11 protein-coding genes are annotated in these 15208 nt (G+C 62.6%); 2 read left to right on the top strand and 9 right to left on the bottom strand.

Annotation, left to right across the window (positions count from 1 at the left end; translation table 11 throughout):
• Positions 1-84: 84 nt before the first annotated feature.
• From AB5I78_RS13930 to AB5I78_RS13920, 3 genes are all read right to left on the bottom strand, one after another.
• Positions 85-1491, bottom strand: coding sequence for a PLP-dependent aminotransferase family protein (locus AB5I78_RS13930; RefSeq protein ID WP_369302227.1), 1407 nt, complete (start codon positions 1489-1491; stop codon positions 85-87).
• A complete protein-coding gene (locus AB5I78_RS13925) occupies positions 1488-2921 on the bottom strand; it encodes a hypothetical protein (RefSeq protein ID WP_369302228.1) in 1434 nt (477 codons plus the stop codon). The genes AB5I78_RS13930 and AB5I78_RS13925 overlap by 4 nt, the downstream gene beginning before the upstream one ends.
• Before the next feature lie 723 nt (positions 2922-3644).
• Positions 3645-4667, bottom strand: coding sequence for a zinc-dependent alcohol dehydrogenase family protein (locus AB5I78_RS13920; RefSeq protein ID WP_106578091.1), 1023 nt, complete (start codon positions 4665-4667; stop codon positions 3645-3647).
• 247 nt (positions 4668-4914) lie between these two features.
• On the opposite strand from AB5I78_RS13920, the gene AB5I78_RS13915 reads away from it, so the two are divergent.
• Complete coding sequence (locus AB5I78_RS13915; RefSeq protein WP_028616088.1) at positions 4915-5829, top strand: LysR substrate-binding domain-containing protein; 915 nt, start codon at positions 4915-4917, stop codon at positions 5827-5829.
• A gap of 18 nt (positions 5830-5847) precedes the next feature.
• Here the strand turns inward: AB5I78_RS13915 and AB5I78_RS13910 are convergent, their stop codons facing one another.
• Together AB5I78_RS13910 and AB5I78_RS13905 are read right to left on the bottom strand one after the other, a co-directional pair.
• A complete protein-coding gene (locus AB5I78_RS13910) occupies positions 5848-7566 on the bottom strand; it encodes a hydrogenase maturation protein (RefSeq protein ID WP_369302229.1) in 1719 nt (572 codons plus the stop codon).
• A 162-nt stretch (positions 7567-7728) separates the two neighbouring features.
• Positions 7729-8640, bottom strand: coding sequence for a LysR family transcriptional regulator (locus AB5I78_RS13905; RefSeq protein ID WP_369302230.1), 912 nt, complete (start codon positions 8638-8640; stop codon positions 7729-7731).
• A gap of 141 nt (positions 8641-8781) precedes the next feature.
• On the opposite strand from AB5I78_RS13905, the gene AB5I78_RS13900 reads away from it, so the two are divergent.
• A complete protein-coding gene (locus tag AB5I78_RS13900; RefSeq protein ID WP_262206668.1) occupies positions 8782-9987 on the top strand; it encodes an MFS transporter in 1206 nt (401 codons plus the stop codon).
• A 117-nt stretch (positions 9988-10104) separates the two neighbouring features.
• Here the strand turns inward: AB5I78_RS13900 and AB5I78_RS13895 are convergent, their stop codons facing one another.
• The 4 genes from AB5I78_RS13895 to AB5I78_RS13880 are packed head-to-tail and all read right to left on the bottom strand — an operon-like array spanning position 10105 to position 15173.
• A complete protein-coding gene (locus AB5I78_RS13895; RefSeq protein WP_369302231.1) occupies positions 10105-11331 on the bottom strand; it encodes a RhtX/FptX family siderophore transporter in 1227 nt (408 codons plus the stop codon).
• A gap of 13 nt (positions 11332-11344) precedes the next feature.
• Positions 11345-12832 carry a PepSY-associated TM helix domain-containing protein gene (locus AB5I78_RS13890; protein ID WP_369302232.1) on the bottom strand — a complete coding sequence of 496 codons (1488 nt, stop codon included), beginning with the start codon at positions 12830-12832 and terminating at the stop codon, positions 11345-11347.
• Positions 12829-13098 carry a hypothetical protein gene (locus tag AB5I78_RS13885; RefSeq protein ID WP_145160526.1) on the bottom strand — a complete coding sequence of 90 codons (270 nt, stop codon included), beginning with the start codon at positions 13096-13098 and terminating at the stop codon, positions 12829-12831. The genes AB5I78_RS13890 and AB5I78_RS13885 overlap by 4 nt, the downstream gene beginning before the upstream one ends.
• The gene (locus AB5I78_RS13880; RefSeq protein WP_370004759.1) at positions 13098-15173 is read right to left on the bottom strand and encodes a TonB-dependent siderophore receptor; all 2076 of its coding nucleotides are present in this window, start codon (positions 15171-15173) and stop codon (positions 13098-13100) included. The genes AB5I78_RS13885 and AB5I78_RS13880 overlap by 1 nt, the downstream gene beginning before the upstream one ends.
• Positions 15174-15208 lie beyond the last annotated feature (35 nt).

Here is a 15208-nt window from a genome sequence, read left to right as displayed (position 1 = left end):
ATTTGGAAAAAACGACAGTTTACTGAGAGTTGGACTACTACGCGACGGTATCGATCCTACAAAACTCAGAGAAATTTCACGCATCTAACCTGTTTGAGCCTGCCGCAGGGCATCAGCCAGTGCCGCCAGCGCAACTTCCAGGTTGGGCTGCCCATGAAAGGTATGGCTCAAACGCATGTGCTGATGGTGCAGGCCGCCGACACTGAACAACTCGCCGGGCGCCACCACCACCTGCCGGGCCAGCAAATACTGGAACACCTGGCGCATATCCACTGCCTGGGTCGAACCCAACCAGAAGGTCGCGCCGCCGGCGGGCATCCGATAAGTCACTTGATCGCCCAAATGCTGCTCGAGCAGCTGACTCATTGCCCCGGCTTGCTCGCGCAGCAACTGGCGCAGGGTACGCAGGTGCTGATCAATCTGCCCGCTCTGATACAGGCGGGCAATCGCGCGTTGACGAATTGACGACAACCGGAACGAGCGCAGCAGAAACTGGCGCTGCAATTGGCTGCTCATGTGCCGGGACAGCACGTAGCCATAAGGCGCTTCTGGGCCGAGAATTTTCTCGAAGGCGGAAAACACCATCAGCCGCTCCGGGTTCACCAGATCGCGCAAGGCCGTGTGGGGTGGTTTGAAACTCAATTCCCCGCACGTGTCGTTCTCCAACAGCCAGCACCCATGCTGGTCGAGCAATTGCGCCACCTTGAGGCGATCGCGCAGGGCCATCGCCACGCCGGAAGGCTGGCTGACCGTCGATGACAGCAGCACCAGGCTCACGCGCTCGTCGCGCAGCAGGCCTTCAAGCGACACCAGGTCGAGGCTGCCGTCGTGCGCCCAGGGCAATTCGAGCAGGCGGATGCCGGCATCCTGCAGCAGGCGCAGGATCAGCCAGTCGCAGGGCGACTCGATAATTACCGTAGAACCGGGCAGGCCAAGCACCTCGATGAGGATATCAAGCACCCCGCGCAGGTCGGCACCGATATACACGTCGTCGGCGTGCCAGCAGCGCGTCGGCGACGACGTGTAACGCGCCGCCAGCGCCGCGCGCAGCTCCCATACCCCACATGGCTGGGACCAGGGCTGCAAGTGGTGCGGGTACTGGCGCACCAGCTCCCGCTCCAGGCGCAACAGTGTGCTGTCCAGCGACGCCAACAAGGCAGGCTCATCGCCACTGAGCACGACCATGCCCGGGCGTCGCGCGGCCACATAGAGGCGCTCGAGCAAATCCCCGCTTGGCCACGTCGATGTGCTGCCGGCAAGCGGCCAGGCGTAATAGCCTGACTTGGCCACTGAGTACACCCTTCCCTCTTTCTCCAGCAGCGAGTAAGCGTACTGGATGGTGGAGATGGACACGTTCAGGCGTTGGGATAACTGGCGCAGAGACGGCAGCTTCACCCGGCTATCGCTGCTGACCTCGTCAATCAGGTTGATCATGTAGCGATACACCGCCTGATAGGCGAAATCCGCCTGCCGCACGCCACGCAGGGTCATCGCCCGGACAGCTGCAAGGCCATGTCGGCAGTGGGCGTCGACCGTTCCTGACGGCAACCGCGAGCGGTACTGCCAGGGCCGCCCGGCATTGGCCGCTTGCGGTACAGATGCTGGAGCAACGGCAGCGGCAGCCCGCTGGCGTCGGTGACCCATTGCTGCAGCATCTCGGCAGCGGGCTTGCCCTGCAGCACTTTGTGCAGTTCCGGCAGCGCCACCAGCATGCCCGAGTGGCACTGGCGCAAATAACCTTCCAGCCGCTCACCGTGGTGGATAAAGGGCGAAAACAGCAGACAGATCAACTGACCCTCATCCAGGCCAAAAAACCGCTGGGCGTGCTGGGCCGACACGGCGCGTCCTTCGCGGCTGACCGTTTGGGTGATCAATGCTTCGCACACCTGTCGACGACGCAGGTAATTCGCTGCCTGCAGCATGAACCCTTCGACGCCCGCTTCGTAATCCAGCGCCCTCAGGCTCTCGGCTTGCAGGCCGCGCAGGTGCGCCATCAGCATTGGGTTGGCAAAGGTCGGATGACTCAGATGAAAGCCCAATGGGTCCGGGTTATAGGCCATGAACTCGGTGAGCAACGGCGCGCAACCGCGGTCAATGCCATCCAGCAGGTCGGCGATACCGATGTACGCGAGGTGGCGGTGGCCACCCGGGCTGGTGTCGCTCTTCGCCACATAGTGCTCACCGTACAAGTCGCGATAAATGTCGTCACTCCACTGATCCATGCGCGCGAACAGCCCATTGAGCGTCGCGGGCCTGCCCGCAGGAACCTGAACGCCCGCGGCCTGGGCGGTCTTTTTCAGCCAGGCGAGCAACTGGCCCTGCTTGCGCGCGCAATCGCCGCTGACCAATGCATGCACGCCACCGTCCCAGGCGGTGACGCGCTGGTAGAAGTCGCCCAAGGCCAGATAGGTCTCGTTGCACAGTGTTGCGCGAACGTCACCGGAGGACAGATGCCCCATCATCAGCATGTTGCGCTGGCTGACCTCCCGCCCAGTGGCGGAGGCCGGGCGCTGGTGGTTGAAAGGCAGCACCTGGTGATTTTCCACCATCAGCAGTTCAACCCGTGGGTCGTCGTGAAAAAACAACTGGCTGTAGCCGCGGTGAAGCGTGTCGAGCGTGCCTTGGGTCATGCCGCTGTGACGCAAGGTGGCCACCCGCAGTTGGAACGTCCTGGGGGCACGGCCGGCGATGCTCAATTGCGCGGCACGCAACAGCGCCAGGGTGTAGCTGCTCACTTCACCGCCGCCATGGGCCACCAGCACCTTGTAATCGCCCACCTGCTCCATACCGCCAGCGGCAACGACAATCCGCTGTATCAACAATTGAAGTGCGGTGCGTTCTGCACGATTGAAGTGCCCGATGAGCCGTTGCAGTACTTGCTGGTAAACATAATTCATAGCTTGTTCGTGAATAGCGCTCATAGCTCTACTACCTGAGTTGAAATATCAGTTTCAAGCAACTACCGAGACGCACTGCCCGGTCTATTGCATCTGTAAGAAGGGGTGCCCGCGCTACCGTGTTCGCGATAAATAAACACTAGCACTCTGCAATTAACCGACATGGAATATGCACCGACGTACCGTTGGAGCATCCATTGCGCCAACAGGCCGTGCGTGAGGCGTCCAGGCCGTCAATGCGGCAATCCTAGGAATGCTCCGACGGCCCCCTACACTCATTTATCCTTGAACTAGAAGATGAATCTGACACATAAAAATCTTCTAACTTTGACCTCCGCTGGTTTATCGATTGAGGTTCGCCTGGAAAGTACCCGCATCCTCGGGTCCAGGCAGTTGCCGCATTATCGTGGGTAGTTGCAGGCACTGCCTGCTGGGGTATCAGAGTATCAATCATTACTCAGTCCTTGAGTTGAACGTGAAGACTCAATTATCAGGACTGGAATAATGATTAACAGATACAGAAGCCGGTCGAAAACCAGTTCAGATAATTATCCGTTGCCGCGTAAATAGCGCGCACACAAAGACGCCGCGCTGAAAATCAGGGCGGCGGCAGGGGCAAAGGTATCGTTTACAGGACCGACAGACGCTCGCGCGTTTCATGCAACGCGCGGGTTAAGCCCTGCTAAATGGCGCATTTGTCTCATACGCCCAGGGCTCGGATGACTCATTTGCGAATATTCCTACACCTCAAACAGCTTCAACCTGCAACGCAACACGTTCGCGACACGGGCATTCGTCCATATAGCGGTGCGCTTCCACGAACTGATTGAATGGAAACACCGTCGTTTTCAACGGCACCAGTACGCGGTCGGCCGTCAGTTGGTTGATATCACGCAGCGCACGCTGCAAGGCCACCTGGTCCTGAATGATGCCCAGCTCCGGCTTGCCGGTGAAGTTGCCGATGCAATGCACAAAGAACTGAATGTTCTTCTGAAACGCTGCGCACGCCGGAAACGGTGTCTGGTTGCCGCCTTGCAGGCCATACAGCACCAGGCTGCCACGCGGTGCCAGTACGTCACCGAGCAACGACATCTGTGGGCCGCCCAAGCCATCGAACACCACGTCAACGCCGCGGTTATCGGTGAACTTGTTGACCTGCATGAGCAAGTCCTGTTCTTCGGTGACAATCACCTTTTCTGCCCCGAGGGACAGCAGGTACTCACGCTCCGCGCTGTCTTTGGTCGCGGCAATCACCCGCACACCCAGGGCTTTGCCCAGTTGTACGAACGAGGGGCCGGCGCAGTGGCTGGCGTCGGTCACCAGGGCAAACTGGCCGGGTTTGACCCGCGCCAGGTCCACATAGGCAAAGTAGGCAATCAGCAGCGGCGTGTAGTGCACGCTGGCTTCAATCGGGCTCAATACGTCCGGATAACGGGTCAAGGCCGAACGGGGCAGGACGATCTGTTCGCCATACACCGGGTAATCATTGGGGCTCTCGGCCGGAAAACTGGCCACTTTATCGCCCACCGCCAAGTCATCCACGCCGTCGCCGAGGGCTACAACCACCCCGGCCATCTCGTGGCCAAGGCCGGACGGCAGACGTGCATGGGAAGACGCCAGGTTCTGGCGCCACAAAATGTCATACCAGCTGATGCCAATCGCGTCGACACGCACCTGCACTTCGCCCGGTGCGGGCAGCGCGGCTACATGCTCTTCGCACTTGAGCACCTCGGCCGGACCAAACTTGTGAAAACGGATCGTGCGGGACATCGCAAACCTCGTCAAAGTAACCTCTAATGCCATGAACTCTATCTGGGCTTTCCAGGTAAGACCACCGGTCGCCGTTAATAGTCGACATGCCTGCCATTGATTCCGCAACTGAGGAATGGACCCCAGATCTTGTAGGAAAACTCAATTAGCCGGTGCAGAGTACCAGCCTTTCCCCGTAAGATTCATGCCGGTCATTGTTTACATGTGGCCGCTCTCGTCAAGCTCGCTGACTCTTCCAGGACACAAGATGAACCGTAACGACCTGCGTCGTGTCGACCTTAACCTCTTGATCGTATTCGAAACCTTGATGCATGAGCGCAGTGTGACCCGTGCCGCCGAGAAGTTGTTCCTTGGCCAGCCGGCCATCAGTGCGGCGTTGTCGCGCCTGCGTGGACTGTTCGATGACCCGCTGTTTGTGCGCACCGGGCGCAGCATGGAGCCGTCCGCCCGCGCTGTAGAGATTTTCGCCCTGCTCTCCCCGGCCCTGGACTCGATTTCCACCGCCGTCAGCCGCGCCGCCGAGTTCGACCCGGCCACCAGCACGGCCGTGTTCCGCATCGGTTTGTCGGACGATGTCGAATTCGCCCTGCTCCCCCAGTTGCTCAAACGCCTGCGCGCCGAAGCGCCGGGCATCGTGCTGGTGGTGCGCCGGGTGAATTACATCCTGATGCCGGGTCTGCTGGCCTCCGGCGAAATTTCCATCGGCGTAAGCTACACCGCCGACCTGCCGGCCAACGCCAAGCGCAAGGTTCTGCGCCGCAGCCTGCCGAAACTGCTGCGCGCCGACAGCGTGCCCGGCTCGCTAAGCCTGGATGACTTTTGCGCCCGCCCCCACGCCCTGGTGTCGTTCGCCGGCGACCTGAGCGGGTTTATTGATGAAGAGCTGGAAAAACTCGACCGCAAACGCCACGTGGTCCTAGCCGTGCCGCAGTTCAACGGCCTGGGCACATTGCTGGCCGGCACCGATATACTGGCCACCGTGCCGGACTACGCCGCCGAGGCACTGACCTCAGCGGGCGGTTTGCGCGCAGAAGACCCGCCGTTGCCCGTACGCTCGTTCGAATTGCACATGGCCTGGCGTGGCTCGCAGGACAACGATCCGGGAGAGCGCTGGTTGCGCTCGCGGATTCAGATGTTTTTTGGCGACCCCGACAGCCTCTGATCACAACCTGCAACCCCCTCAACCAACCAACGCCACCTTGCGCGCCACTGCCCATGGCGCTATCAGGCGTTGCGGGGTCTGGCACGCCTTGCGTTTGAACACGAAGTTGCGGCACCTCTCGGCGAACTGCTGGCGGTTGTGCACCATGTCTTGCTGCATCTGTGCCAGTTCGTGTTCGCGACAGCGTTCAACCTGATCCAGGTCCATCGTTGCCTTGCGCGCGCGCGCCAGCACGTAGTGCTCGTCGTCGAGCGCGCGGGTGGCCTGTTGCATGAGCCATAGGCCAAATGCCTGTGGGCACCGTGGGCCGATGGCCTGAACCATGCCATAGTGCTGGGCCTGGTCGGCACTGATCGGCAGGCATTCTTGCGTGAGCCGCTGCGCCACTTCACTGCCGACGGCACGTGGCAGGCTGTAGGTCCAGTACTCGGAGCCATACAAACCCATGGTTTTGTAATGCGGGTTGAGGACCACACCCTCACGGGCGAAAACGATGTCGGCCGCCAGCGCCAGCATGACGCCGCCGGCTCCGGCACTGCCGGTCAGGCCGCTGACCACCAACTGCCGGGCCGTGAGCAGCTCCTTGCAAACATCGTCGATGGCCTGGATGTTGGCCCAGGCTTGCAGCCCAGGCACTGTGGCGGCCTGAATCACATTGAGGTGCACGCCGTTGGAAAAGCTGCCACGCCCGCCCTTGATCAACAGCACCTGGGTGTCTCGCGCCTTGGCCCAACGCAGTGCAGCCACCAGACGCTGGCATTGCTCGGTGCTCATGGCGCCGTTGTAGAACTCAAACGTCAGTTCGCCGACAGGCCCTGACTCTCGGTAGCGAATCGGTTGATAGGCCTGCTCATTCCACGTTTGGCTGGCGAGGGTGCTGTCCAGCACGGGAATGCCTGCGAGTTTTTCGGCCAGCACGTGACGGGCCGGCAACTTGAAGGTTTCCTCACCGGGCTGGGCTTTGCGTTTGAGCGAGCCGATCCACAGGCTGTGATCGCCGGCCGCCACCAGCACCGCGTCGTCCTGTACTGCCAGAATGTCGCCCGGCGTGCCGTGGCGTGAGTCCAGGTGCGCGTCGTACACGTAATACTGCCCGCCCCTGATGCTCGCCAGCACACCGGGCTGGCCATCAGCGGCGTCGATGTTGCGTTTGATGAAGCGTGCGCAATCGAACCAACTGAAGCTGCGGTCAGCCTGGGTCATGTTGGGCTGCAATCGCCCGATGACGTTGGGCTGCGTGTAATCAAGCGGCGCCGGGACGAAGCCCCGGGCGAATTTTGCCACCACGTCGCGGATGCAATCGATGGCTGCGTCACTCACCAGGCCGTTGTACAGCTCGGATTTGCGCACGTCGGCCGGCATGTCGAATTCACGCGTCGACCAGATCGGCCCGGCGTCCATTTCCTCCACCGCCTGCAGGGCGGTCACGCCCCAGCGGCTGACCTGCCGGGTGATGGCCCAGTCCAGCGCACTGGCGCCGCGGTCGCCGACGATCCCCGGATGGATGATCACGACCGGGCGTTCCGGGTTGCTCCACAGCTGCTGTGGCACACGGTCCTTCAGAAACGGGCATATCACCACATCGGCGCCTGACGCCTCAACCTGCTCGCACACCGTGGCGGCATCGGTGAACAGCACCACGCTGGGCGCGTGACCCGCCTGGCGCAAGTCCAGCCAGGCGCGTTGGGTCAAACCGTTGAACGCCGACGATAACAACAGGATCTTCAATGACCGCATAGCTGACTCTTCCTTGAGAATACGCGACCCGAGGCACTCATTGAGCCCTCCCTGGCCTTTGATGGAAGCATAAGGTTAGAGGCACTGCCAGGCAGGTCACCTGATCAGGATCAATCTTGTGTCAGCCAATCGCGCATTCGTGGCCATCCGCAAAGCCACTGGTCATTCGAGCGCACTCAATCCGGCAATCAGCGCCTCCAGCACCACGCGAACCTTGGGCTGGTTTTGCCGGCTTTTGACCCAGGCCAGGGTGACCTCAAACCCCGGCGTCGCCAGTTGCGGCAGTACCTCGACCAACGCGCCGTCCTGCAACTGCTGCTTGACCAGCCAGGATGGCAACTGGACGATACCGCAGCCCGCCAACGCGGCCATCACCAGCCCTTCGCCATTGCCCACCACCAGCTGTGGCGTGAGTGGCCTGTGCAGCGTGATGCCGTCTTCGCCGGTGTAGCGCCAAGGGCTGATGCGTCCATCCACCCAGCCATAGGCAATGCACTGGTGCTGCTCCAGGTCGCGGTCGGACAACGGCGTGCCATGGCGAGCCAGGTACGCCGGCGACGCACAAAACACGTGCCACTCACGCGTCAGCAGCCGATGCTCCACCGTGTGCGGCCAGGCGTGGCCGTCACCAATGCGCAGTGCAATGTCCACGCCCTCCTTGAACGGGTCGAGATGGCCGTCAGAGAAGGAAATATGCGGCACCACCAACGGGTGCGCCTGCAGCCACGGCAGCAGCACCGGGAGTACCTGCACGCGCCCATATGGGCCTGGCAAGTCGATGCGCACGCGCCCGCGAGGCTCGGTGTTTTCGGCTTGCAGCGACAGCTCGGCGTCTTCCAGATCGGCCAGCACCCCCGTACAGGTACGCAGAAACGCGGCACCGGCATCGGTCAACGCCAACGTGCGCGTGGTCCGCTGGAACAGTCGCGCGCCCAGGCGCTTTTCCAGCCTGGCGATGCCTTTACTCACGGCAGACGCCGTCAGGTTCATTTTCTCCGCGGCCGCTGTGAAGCTGCCGTACTGCGCGACGCAGACGAACACATCGATACCCTTCAAGCGCTCGGAGGAAAACATACGCGTGCCTTATTCATGAATTCAGTTCGTGCGTTTTGATAAAAAGCATCCTAAATCAGAATTCAGATCAACAGTAAGCTGCGTCGATCCGGACGAGCGACTTGCCACGCTTGCACCTTATAAATGGACGATGAGGCTCGAATGCTCGCCACGCTTAAAAAATATCCCGCCACCCTCAATCTGCTGCTGTGCGCTTCATTGGTGTTAACCCTCGCCCGGGCCATTACGCTGCCCTACCTGGTGATTTATTTGTCCGGCCACTTTGGCTTGAGCATTGCCGATGTCGGCCTGGTGATCGGCAGCACGCTGATCATCGGCTCACTGCTGAGCCTGTATGGCGGCTTCCTGGTCGATAGCCTGTCTAGTTACCGGCTCATCCTTACGGCCTGCGCCGTCTTCACGGCAGGTTTTCTCGGCGCCTTCATCGCGTCCGGTCTCGGGCTGTTTTATGCGTGCCTGGTGGCAATCAACCTGGCCTATGCGGTCATTGATATCGCGGTGAAAGCCGGGTTTGCCAGCCTGCTCCCACTTGATCAGCGCAGTGAGGTGTTTTCGATCAAGTACACGCTGACCAATATTGGCTACGCCGTCGGGCCGTTCCTCGGTGCCGGCGCGGCCGCGCTGGACATCAGCCTGCCGTTCCTGCTGTCGGCGGGACTGGGAACCGGCTATTTTTTTGTCTACTTCGTGTGGGGCGACAGAGGCCTGGCAACGGCCGAGGCAAGCCGGCAAACCACTCCATTTTTGGCCGTCGGCAAACTGCTGCTGCGCGATTACCGCCTGGTGTGCTTTACCTTGGGCGGGGTGCTGAGCGCGGTGGTCTTCGGCCAGTTCACCGCCTACCTCTCGCAATACCTGATAGTCACCAGCAACCCGCAGACGGCCTACCGCATTATCAGCGCCGTCGTGGCGACCAACGCCCTGATGGTTATCTGCCTGCAATACAGCCTCGGCAAACGGATTACCCACAAGCACCTGAACCTGTGGCTGGCCGCTGGGCTGAGCCTGTTCATCGTCGGGCTGGGCGGTTTTGCGCTGTCGAGCACGCTGACGGTGTGGGTGATCGCCATGGCCATCTTCACCGTGGGTGAAATCATCGTATTCCCGGCTGAATACATGTTTATCGACACCATTGCGCCGAATCACCTGCGAGGCATGTATTACGCCGCGCAAAACCTCAGCAACGTCGGCGCAGCGTTAGGCCCGGTGCTGTGTGGCGTGATGCTGACGACACAACCGGCTCACCACATGTTTTACATGCTGGCGCTGTTCATCATTGCCGGCGGAGCGCTCTACGGATTAGGCGTGCACCTGTCAGTTGAGGCAAAGCCTGAGGCGGTGACGTGAGCGCACATTGAGTGCCTGGACAGACTATCAGCGCCGGCAGCCACCGTGACAGCGTCACCGCCAAGGGCAAAACCGGCCCGCCAGCCGCCTGCACCACGCGACGCTCAACCTGGCGCCTCAACCCGCAACGCTCTCCCGCCTACCCTGGCGCGACAGGTTCAACGCCACCAGCAGCGCCAGCACGGCCATGACCATTCCCGCTAGAAACCCGCCGCTATACCCCGCCTGCGCGGTCAAGCCAACCAGCAAGGTCGAGGACAGCATCTCGCCCAAATCCCGCGTGCTTTGCACGGCCGTCATGTCTGTCCCCGCCTGATCGCTTTGGGCGGCGAAGGCCATGGAGGCGGTCATGATCACCACAGAGGTCGCACCGGTGGCAAACGAACCCAGGCCTACCGCCAGCCAGATCAGCCCGGTTTGCGTGGCGAGCATGCCGGTGGCTTGCAACAGCCAGGTCAACGCAGCCACACCGGCCATGCCAACCGCCAGCATGAACGTCGGCCACAGCCCAAGCACACGGATCAGCCAGGCGCCGCCGCCACAGCCGAGGACGACGGTGACCATGCCGCCGCTCATGCCCAGTTGGCCGGTGGCCTGCAACGACCAGCCGGCGTCATTCAAGAACAGTTTGGACAAGCCGAAACCGGACACCGAAGTCATCGCTGACAACAGCGCCAGCAGCACCAACGCCAGCGCCTTTGGCCGCTTGATAAACCGCCACAGCGAAGCATGCGCCACGTCCGGTTGTGTGTCTTTGGCGGGGGCCACGTGCAGCCAGCCGACGCACACCAGGCTCAGTAACGGCACCAGTGCCAGCAGGCTGAACGCCGTGGTTTGCCCCAAAGCCCCGCTGAGCAACAAGGTGCCGGCGCCGCCAACGAAAAAACCGACCATGGTGCCGCCGACTTGAATGGCGTTGATCCGCGCCAGCATGTTGTCGGTGAAGTACTCGGCGGCCATGCCGTCGGTGGCGATGTCCTGCGTGGCGCTGGCCAGCGAGGCGACAATCAACAGGCCCACGGCCACGCCTGCGGTGGCCACGCTCAGGCCGATGCTTGCCAGGGTGACGATGCACAGCAAGACCAGCACCTGCATCGGTATGATCCAGCTGCGCCGCCGTCCCAGTCGCGGGCTCCAGTGGTTATCCACCTGGGGCGCCCAGATGAATTTGATCACCCACGGCAAGCCCACCAACGGCAGGAAGGCCAGCGCATGGAGTGCAGCGCCGTCATGGCGCAGCAGGGTCGGCATGGCGTCCATCGCAATGCCGAAGCAAATGCCCTGGGACAGGTACAACAGTGCGAAGGTCAGCACCATGCGCCAGTGTTTCAACAGTTCCAGCATGACAACTCTCCCATCAGGCAACGTTGGCGGCGGCAGCCCGTGCCGCACGCGTAAAAGAAATCAACCGGCGCACTGCCCACAAGGCACTCGCACCGCACAGCAACAACACCAGGTCGATGGGCCACAGCGGCAGACCGCCCTGCCTCACACTCCCCACCATGTGCACCCCGCCCGCAGCGACAAAGGCCAGGCCCGCCACCGCCAACAAAAGGTGCAGCGGTTGACGGCGCGGCGGCATCACGCACGCCAGCAACAGGCTGGCGAGCCAACTGCCCCAGAACCACCCCGCCAACGCGCCGCTGCCCAGCGCCCCCGCGCACAGCAACACGGCGGTGGCCGTCAGCAACCCGCCGCCACCGCCGACCACCAGGCGCAACAGCACCTGCCAACCGGCGCCCGCCTTGAGGCGCCTGCGTTCCAGCCACAGGTACAAGCCGCTGAGCACCAGCACCGCCGCCGCCAACGCCATGGCGAAATGCACGGCACGCAGCAGCGGCCCGCCATAGGGCACCCAGCGGTAATCGGCAAAGTGCAGCGGCTGCACCGCGATGAACGCCTGCAGCCACAGGCCGCGCCCACTGGCACTGCGGGTGCCCACCGCCACGCCGTCAGCGCCTGCGTAGGCATGGCGTTCAAACACCGCGGTGCTGGGCAACCCTTGCTGGATGCCGCTGACTTCAACCCAGGCACCCGGTTCGCCCCAGCGGTGCAAGGCGAGGTTTTGCGCCAGGAACCCGGGATGGGCAGCGGCGTCCTCGCGCAACAGCTGATCGAGATCGACCCGCGCCGCACTTGCCTGCGCGCTGACCTGCGGCGGCGCGCCGAGTAAGTGCATGAAAGCCTGCTGCGGCGCGCCCGGAAATGCCTGCCCCGCCAAGCCCAGCGTGCCGAGCGCGCCAAGGCCCGACAGCGCGCCGGTCACGCCGAACAGCAGCAACCACGGCCCGCACCACCGCCCGATCAGGCTGTGCAGGTCATGGGCAAACACCCGCGCGCCACGGTCCCGGCGCAGGCGTTTAAGGTCTTGCAGACGCCCGCTGTGCAAGGCGCTGCCGGCCCAGATCATCAGCAGCAACACCACGCCCAGCAGGCTGATCAGCACCCGTCCGGGGAAGCCGATGAACAGGCTTTTGTGCAGATTGAACAGGATGTCGGCCGCATTGCCCGACGCGACCGCACGGCCGTTGGCCGGGTCCAGCGCGACGCTGCAATCGCCGGGCGAAGCGCACAGCTCGACCACCGAGTGGTGGCTGTCGGGCAAACGAATGCGCAATTCGTCCAGCGCCAGGCCCTTTTCACGCGCGACCTCCAGCCATTGTTCCACCGCCATCGCCGGTTTATGGCTTAACGCGGAAGGCCCGCGAAACCAGGCGCGCAAGTCTTCATGGGCCATGCTCCACGCGCCGGTCAGCAGGATGCCAAACAGCACCACGCCAAACACCGCGCCCATCCCGGCATGTACGCGCTGCACCAGCGCCCTCGGGGCTCCCATCAGTTTCATGACCAGGTTCCATCCCATAGCAGCCAGGGCGTAAACAGCAGCAGCCAGGCGCTGGAGCGATACACCACACGCGGCCGATCCGGCGCCAGCAGCGACCACAGCAGCACCGTCACCAGAAAGCCCAGCCCCAGGAACACCCCGGCATACAGCCGTTCCAGGCCGTCGCCCCACGGATAATGCCGCGCCAGCAGCACCGCCAGTTGCAGGCTGCTGAGCAGACTGCCGGCCAACGCCAGGCCGATGCGCAACGGCCAGGCGCCGAGCATCAGAACGTACCTCGCAAGGTCATGTTGAGGCTGCGCGGTTCGCCGTAGCGGTTGTTCCAATTGACGTTGGACAGGCTCTGGTAGTACTTGCGATCGGCCAGGTTGTTGCCGTTCACCGCGGCGGTCCAATGCTCGTCGATACGATAAGCAACGCGCGCGTTGAGCAAGGCGTAGCCGCCCTGCTCCAGGGTCACTGCGCCGGATTGCGTGGCGTAATCACTTTGCGCCTGCACGCCGGCGCCGACGCTCCAGCGATGTTCTTGCCACGGCAGTTGGTATTCGGTCCAGACCCGCGCCATGTGGCGCGGGGTGAATTCGGCGTAGCGTTCGCCCGAGGCGTTGTTGGTGTCCTTGAGGTATTCGGTGGTGGTGTAGGTGTAGCCAGCGGAGACGTTCCACTCAGGCGTGATGTAGCCGGTGCTTTCCAGCTCGAAGCCCTGGCTGCGCACTTTGCCGCCGCTGATGTAATAAGTGTTCGGCCCGGCGCCGGGGTGTTCGGGATCGACCTGCGGGTTGTTTTCAAGATCGATGCGGAACACCGCCAATGACACATTCAAGCGGCCATCGGCCAACTCGCCCTTGACGCCGGTTTCGTAGGTCTTGCCCTCGACCGGCTTGAGCAGATCGCCGCTCCAGGTTTGCCCGGTTTGCGGCTGGTAGACCTCGGCGTAGCTGGCGTACCACGACCAGTTCTGCGCAAAGTCCCAGATCAGGCCGCCATACGGGGTGATTTCCCGACCGGGCTTGAAGTGGCTGGTCGGCGCGTCCTGGTCCCACCAATTGGCACGGCCGCCGATCACCAGCGTCAACGGGTCGAGCAGTTTGTAGCGGGTCAGCGCGTAAACGCCTTTGGAGGTGGTGGTGATCGAGCCCGGCGAGGTGTAGGCGCTGATCCCGGGCTTGGGCACGCTGCTCGGGTCCCAGCGATAGACATTCACCGGCACATTCAACGGCGTGGTGAACTGAGCGCTGTGCTGTTCGGTTTCGCCCTGGCTGTAGTTGCTGCCCAGCAGCAATTCATGGCTGCGGCCGAACAACGAGTAAGGCCCATCGACCGACGCATCCACGCTCTTCTGAGTGCTGTTGAAGGTATACGCCGCGCCCATCAAGTGCCCGCCATCGCCGGTGAGCGGGTCGATGGCGCCGTACGCACCGGCATAACGCAGGCTGGAGTCAGCGTCCTGGTATTCGGCGGCGACTTTGGCTTTCCAGTCGTGATCAAGTTGCTGCTCAAGGGCGCCGAACACCCGGCGCGTGGTCCACTTGAAGCGGTCCCAGTCCACGTCCAGGTAGGTGGAGCGCGGCAGGTGCAGGCTGGAACCGTCCTTGGCCATCGGCACGCCGGCCATATTGGTCACCTGGTCGATGGTCTGATACTGCGCGCCCAGGGTCAGCAGCGTGTCGGGGCTCAGGTCGAACTCGGTAACACCGTAGAGCAGCTGCGTGTCTTGTTTGCCGACGTCGTAGAAATAGTCACGGTCTTCATAAGCGGCCACCACTCGGCCACGCACGTTGCCCGATTGCGTCAACGGCCCGCCCACATCGACTTCGCCGCGGTAGCGGTCCCAACTGCCAGCGCTGAGGGTGGTGCTGGCGGTAAATTGCTTTTGCGGGCGTTTGCGCACCAGGTTGACCGTGGCCGCCGGGTTGCCGCTGCCGTGGAGCAGCCCGTTGGCGCCGCGCAGGATTTCGACGCGCTCGTACACCGCCATGTCCTGGGGCGAACCGGCGGTTTCACCGAGCATCGCCGGCACACCGTCCAGCTCGAACGCGTTGATCTTGAAGCCGCGCACGTAATAGGCAGTCGTCAGCAGCTGGAAGGGTTGCACCGTCACACCGGTGGCTTGCTGCATCACTTCGTCGAGGCTGAACAGGTTCTGCTGCTCGATGCGCTCGTGGTCGATCACGCTCACCGACTGCGGGGTTTCCCGCAGCGTGAGTGGCAGCTTGCCCAGGGTGGTCACGCCCGGCGGGGTCACATCGCCGGAGGTGTCGTCGCCGGCAATCTCGATACTGTCCAACTGCACGGCGGCACGCGCCGGCGCCAGCGGGCTCAGGCCCAGTACCAGCGCGATCCCCACGTGTGCCCCGTTACGCTTGAAGCCCCGCC

The sequence above is a fragment of the Pseudomonas sp. N2-3-1-14 genome, from assembly GCF_041228395.1.
Taxonomy (GTDB): Bacteria; Pseudomonadota; Gammaproteobacteria; order Pseudomonadales; family Pseudomonadaceae; genus Aquipseudomonas.
The sequence above is the reverse complement of the archived record's forward strand: the minus strand, read 5'-3'. Positions and strand labels throughout refer to the sequence as shown.

Coding starts and splice junctions, on each gene's coding strand:
- AB5I78_RS13915 (WP_028616088.1), top strand. CDS start 4,915: ATGAACCGTAACGACCTGCGTCGTGTCGACCTTAACCTCTTGATCGTA.
- AB5I78_RS13900 (WP_262206668.1), top strand. CDS start 8,782: ATGCTCGCCACGCTTAAAAAATATCCCGCCACCCTCAATCTGCTGCTG.
- AB5I78_RS13905 (WP_369302230.1), bottom strand. CDS start 8,640: ATGTTTTCCTCCGAGCGCTTGAAGGGTATCGATGTGTTCGTCTGCGTC.
- AB5I78_RS13895 (WP_369302231.1), bottom strand. CDS start 11,331: ATGCTGGAACTGTTGAAACACTGGCGCATGGTGCTGACCTTCGCACTG.
- AB5I78_RS13910 (WP_369302229.1), bottom strand. CDS start 7,566: ATGCGGTCATTGAAGATCCTGTTGTTATCGTCGGCGTTCAACGGTTTG.
- AB5I78_RS13925 (WP_369302228.1), bottom strand. CDS start 2,921: ATGAGCGCTATTCACGAACAAGCTATGAATTATGTTTACCAGCAAGTA.
- AB5I78_RS13920 (WP_106578091.1), bottom strand. CDS start 4,667: ATGTCCCGCACGATCCGTTTTCACAAGTTTGGTCCGGCCGAGGTGCTC.
- AB5I78_RS13930 (WP_369302227.1), bottom strand. CDS start 1,491: ATGACCCTGCGTGGCGTGCGGCAGGCGGATTTCGCCTATCAGGCGGTG.
- AB5I78_RS13890 (WP_369302232.1), bottom strand. CDS start 12,832: ATGAAACTGATGGGAGCCCCGAGGGCGCTGGTGCAGCGCGTACATGCC.
- AB5I78_RS13885 (WP_145160526.1), bottom strand. CDS start 13,098: ATGCTCGGCGCCTGGCCGTTGCGCATCGGCCTGGCGTTGGCCGGCAGT.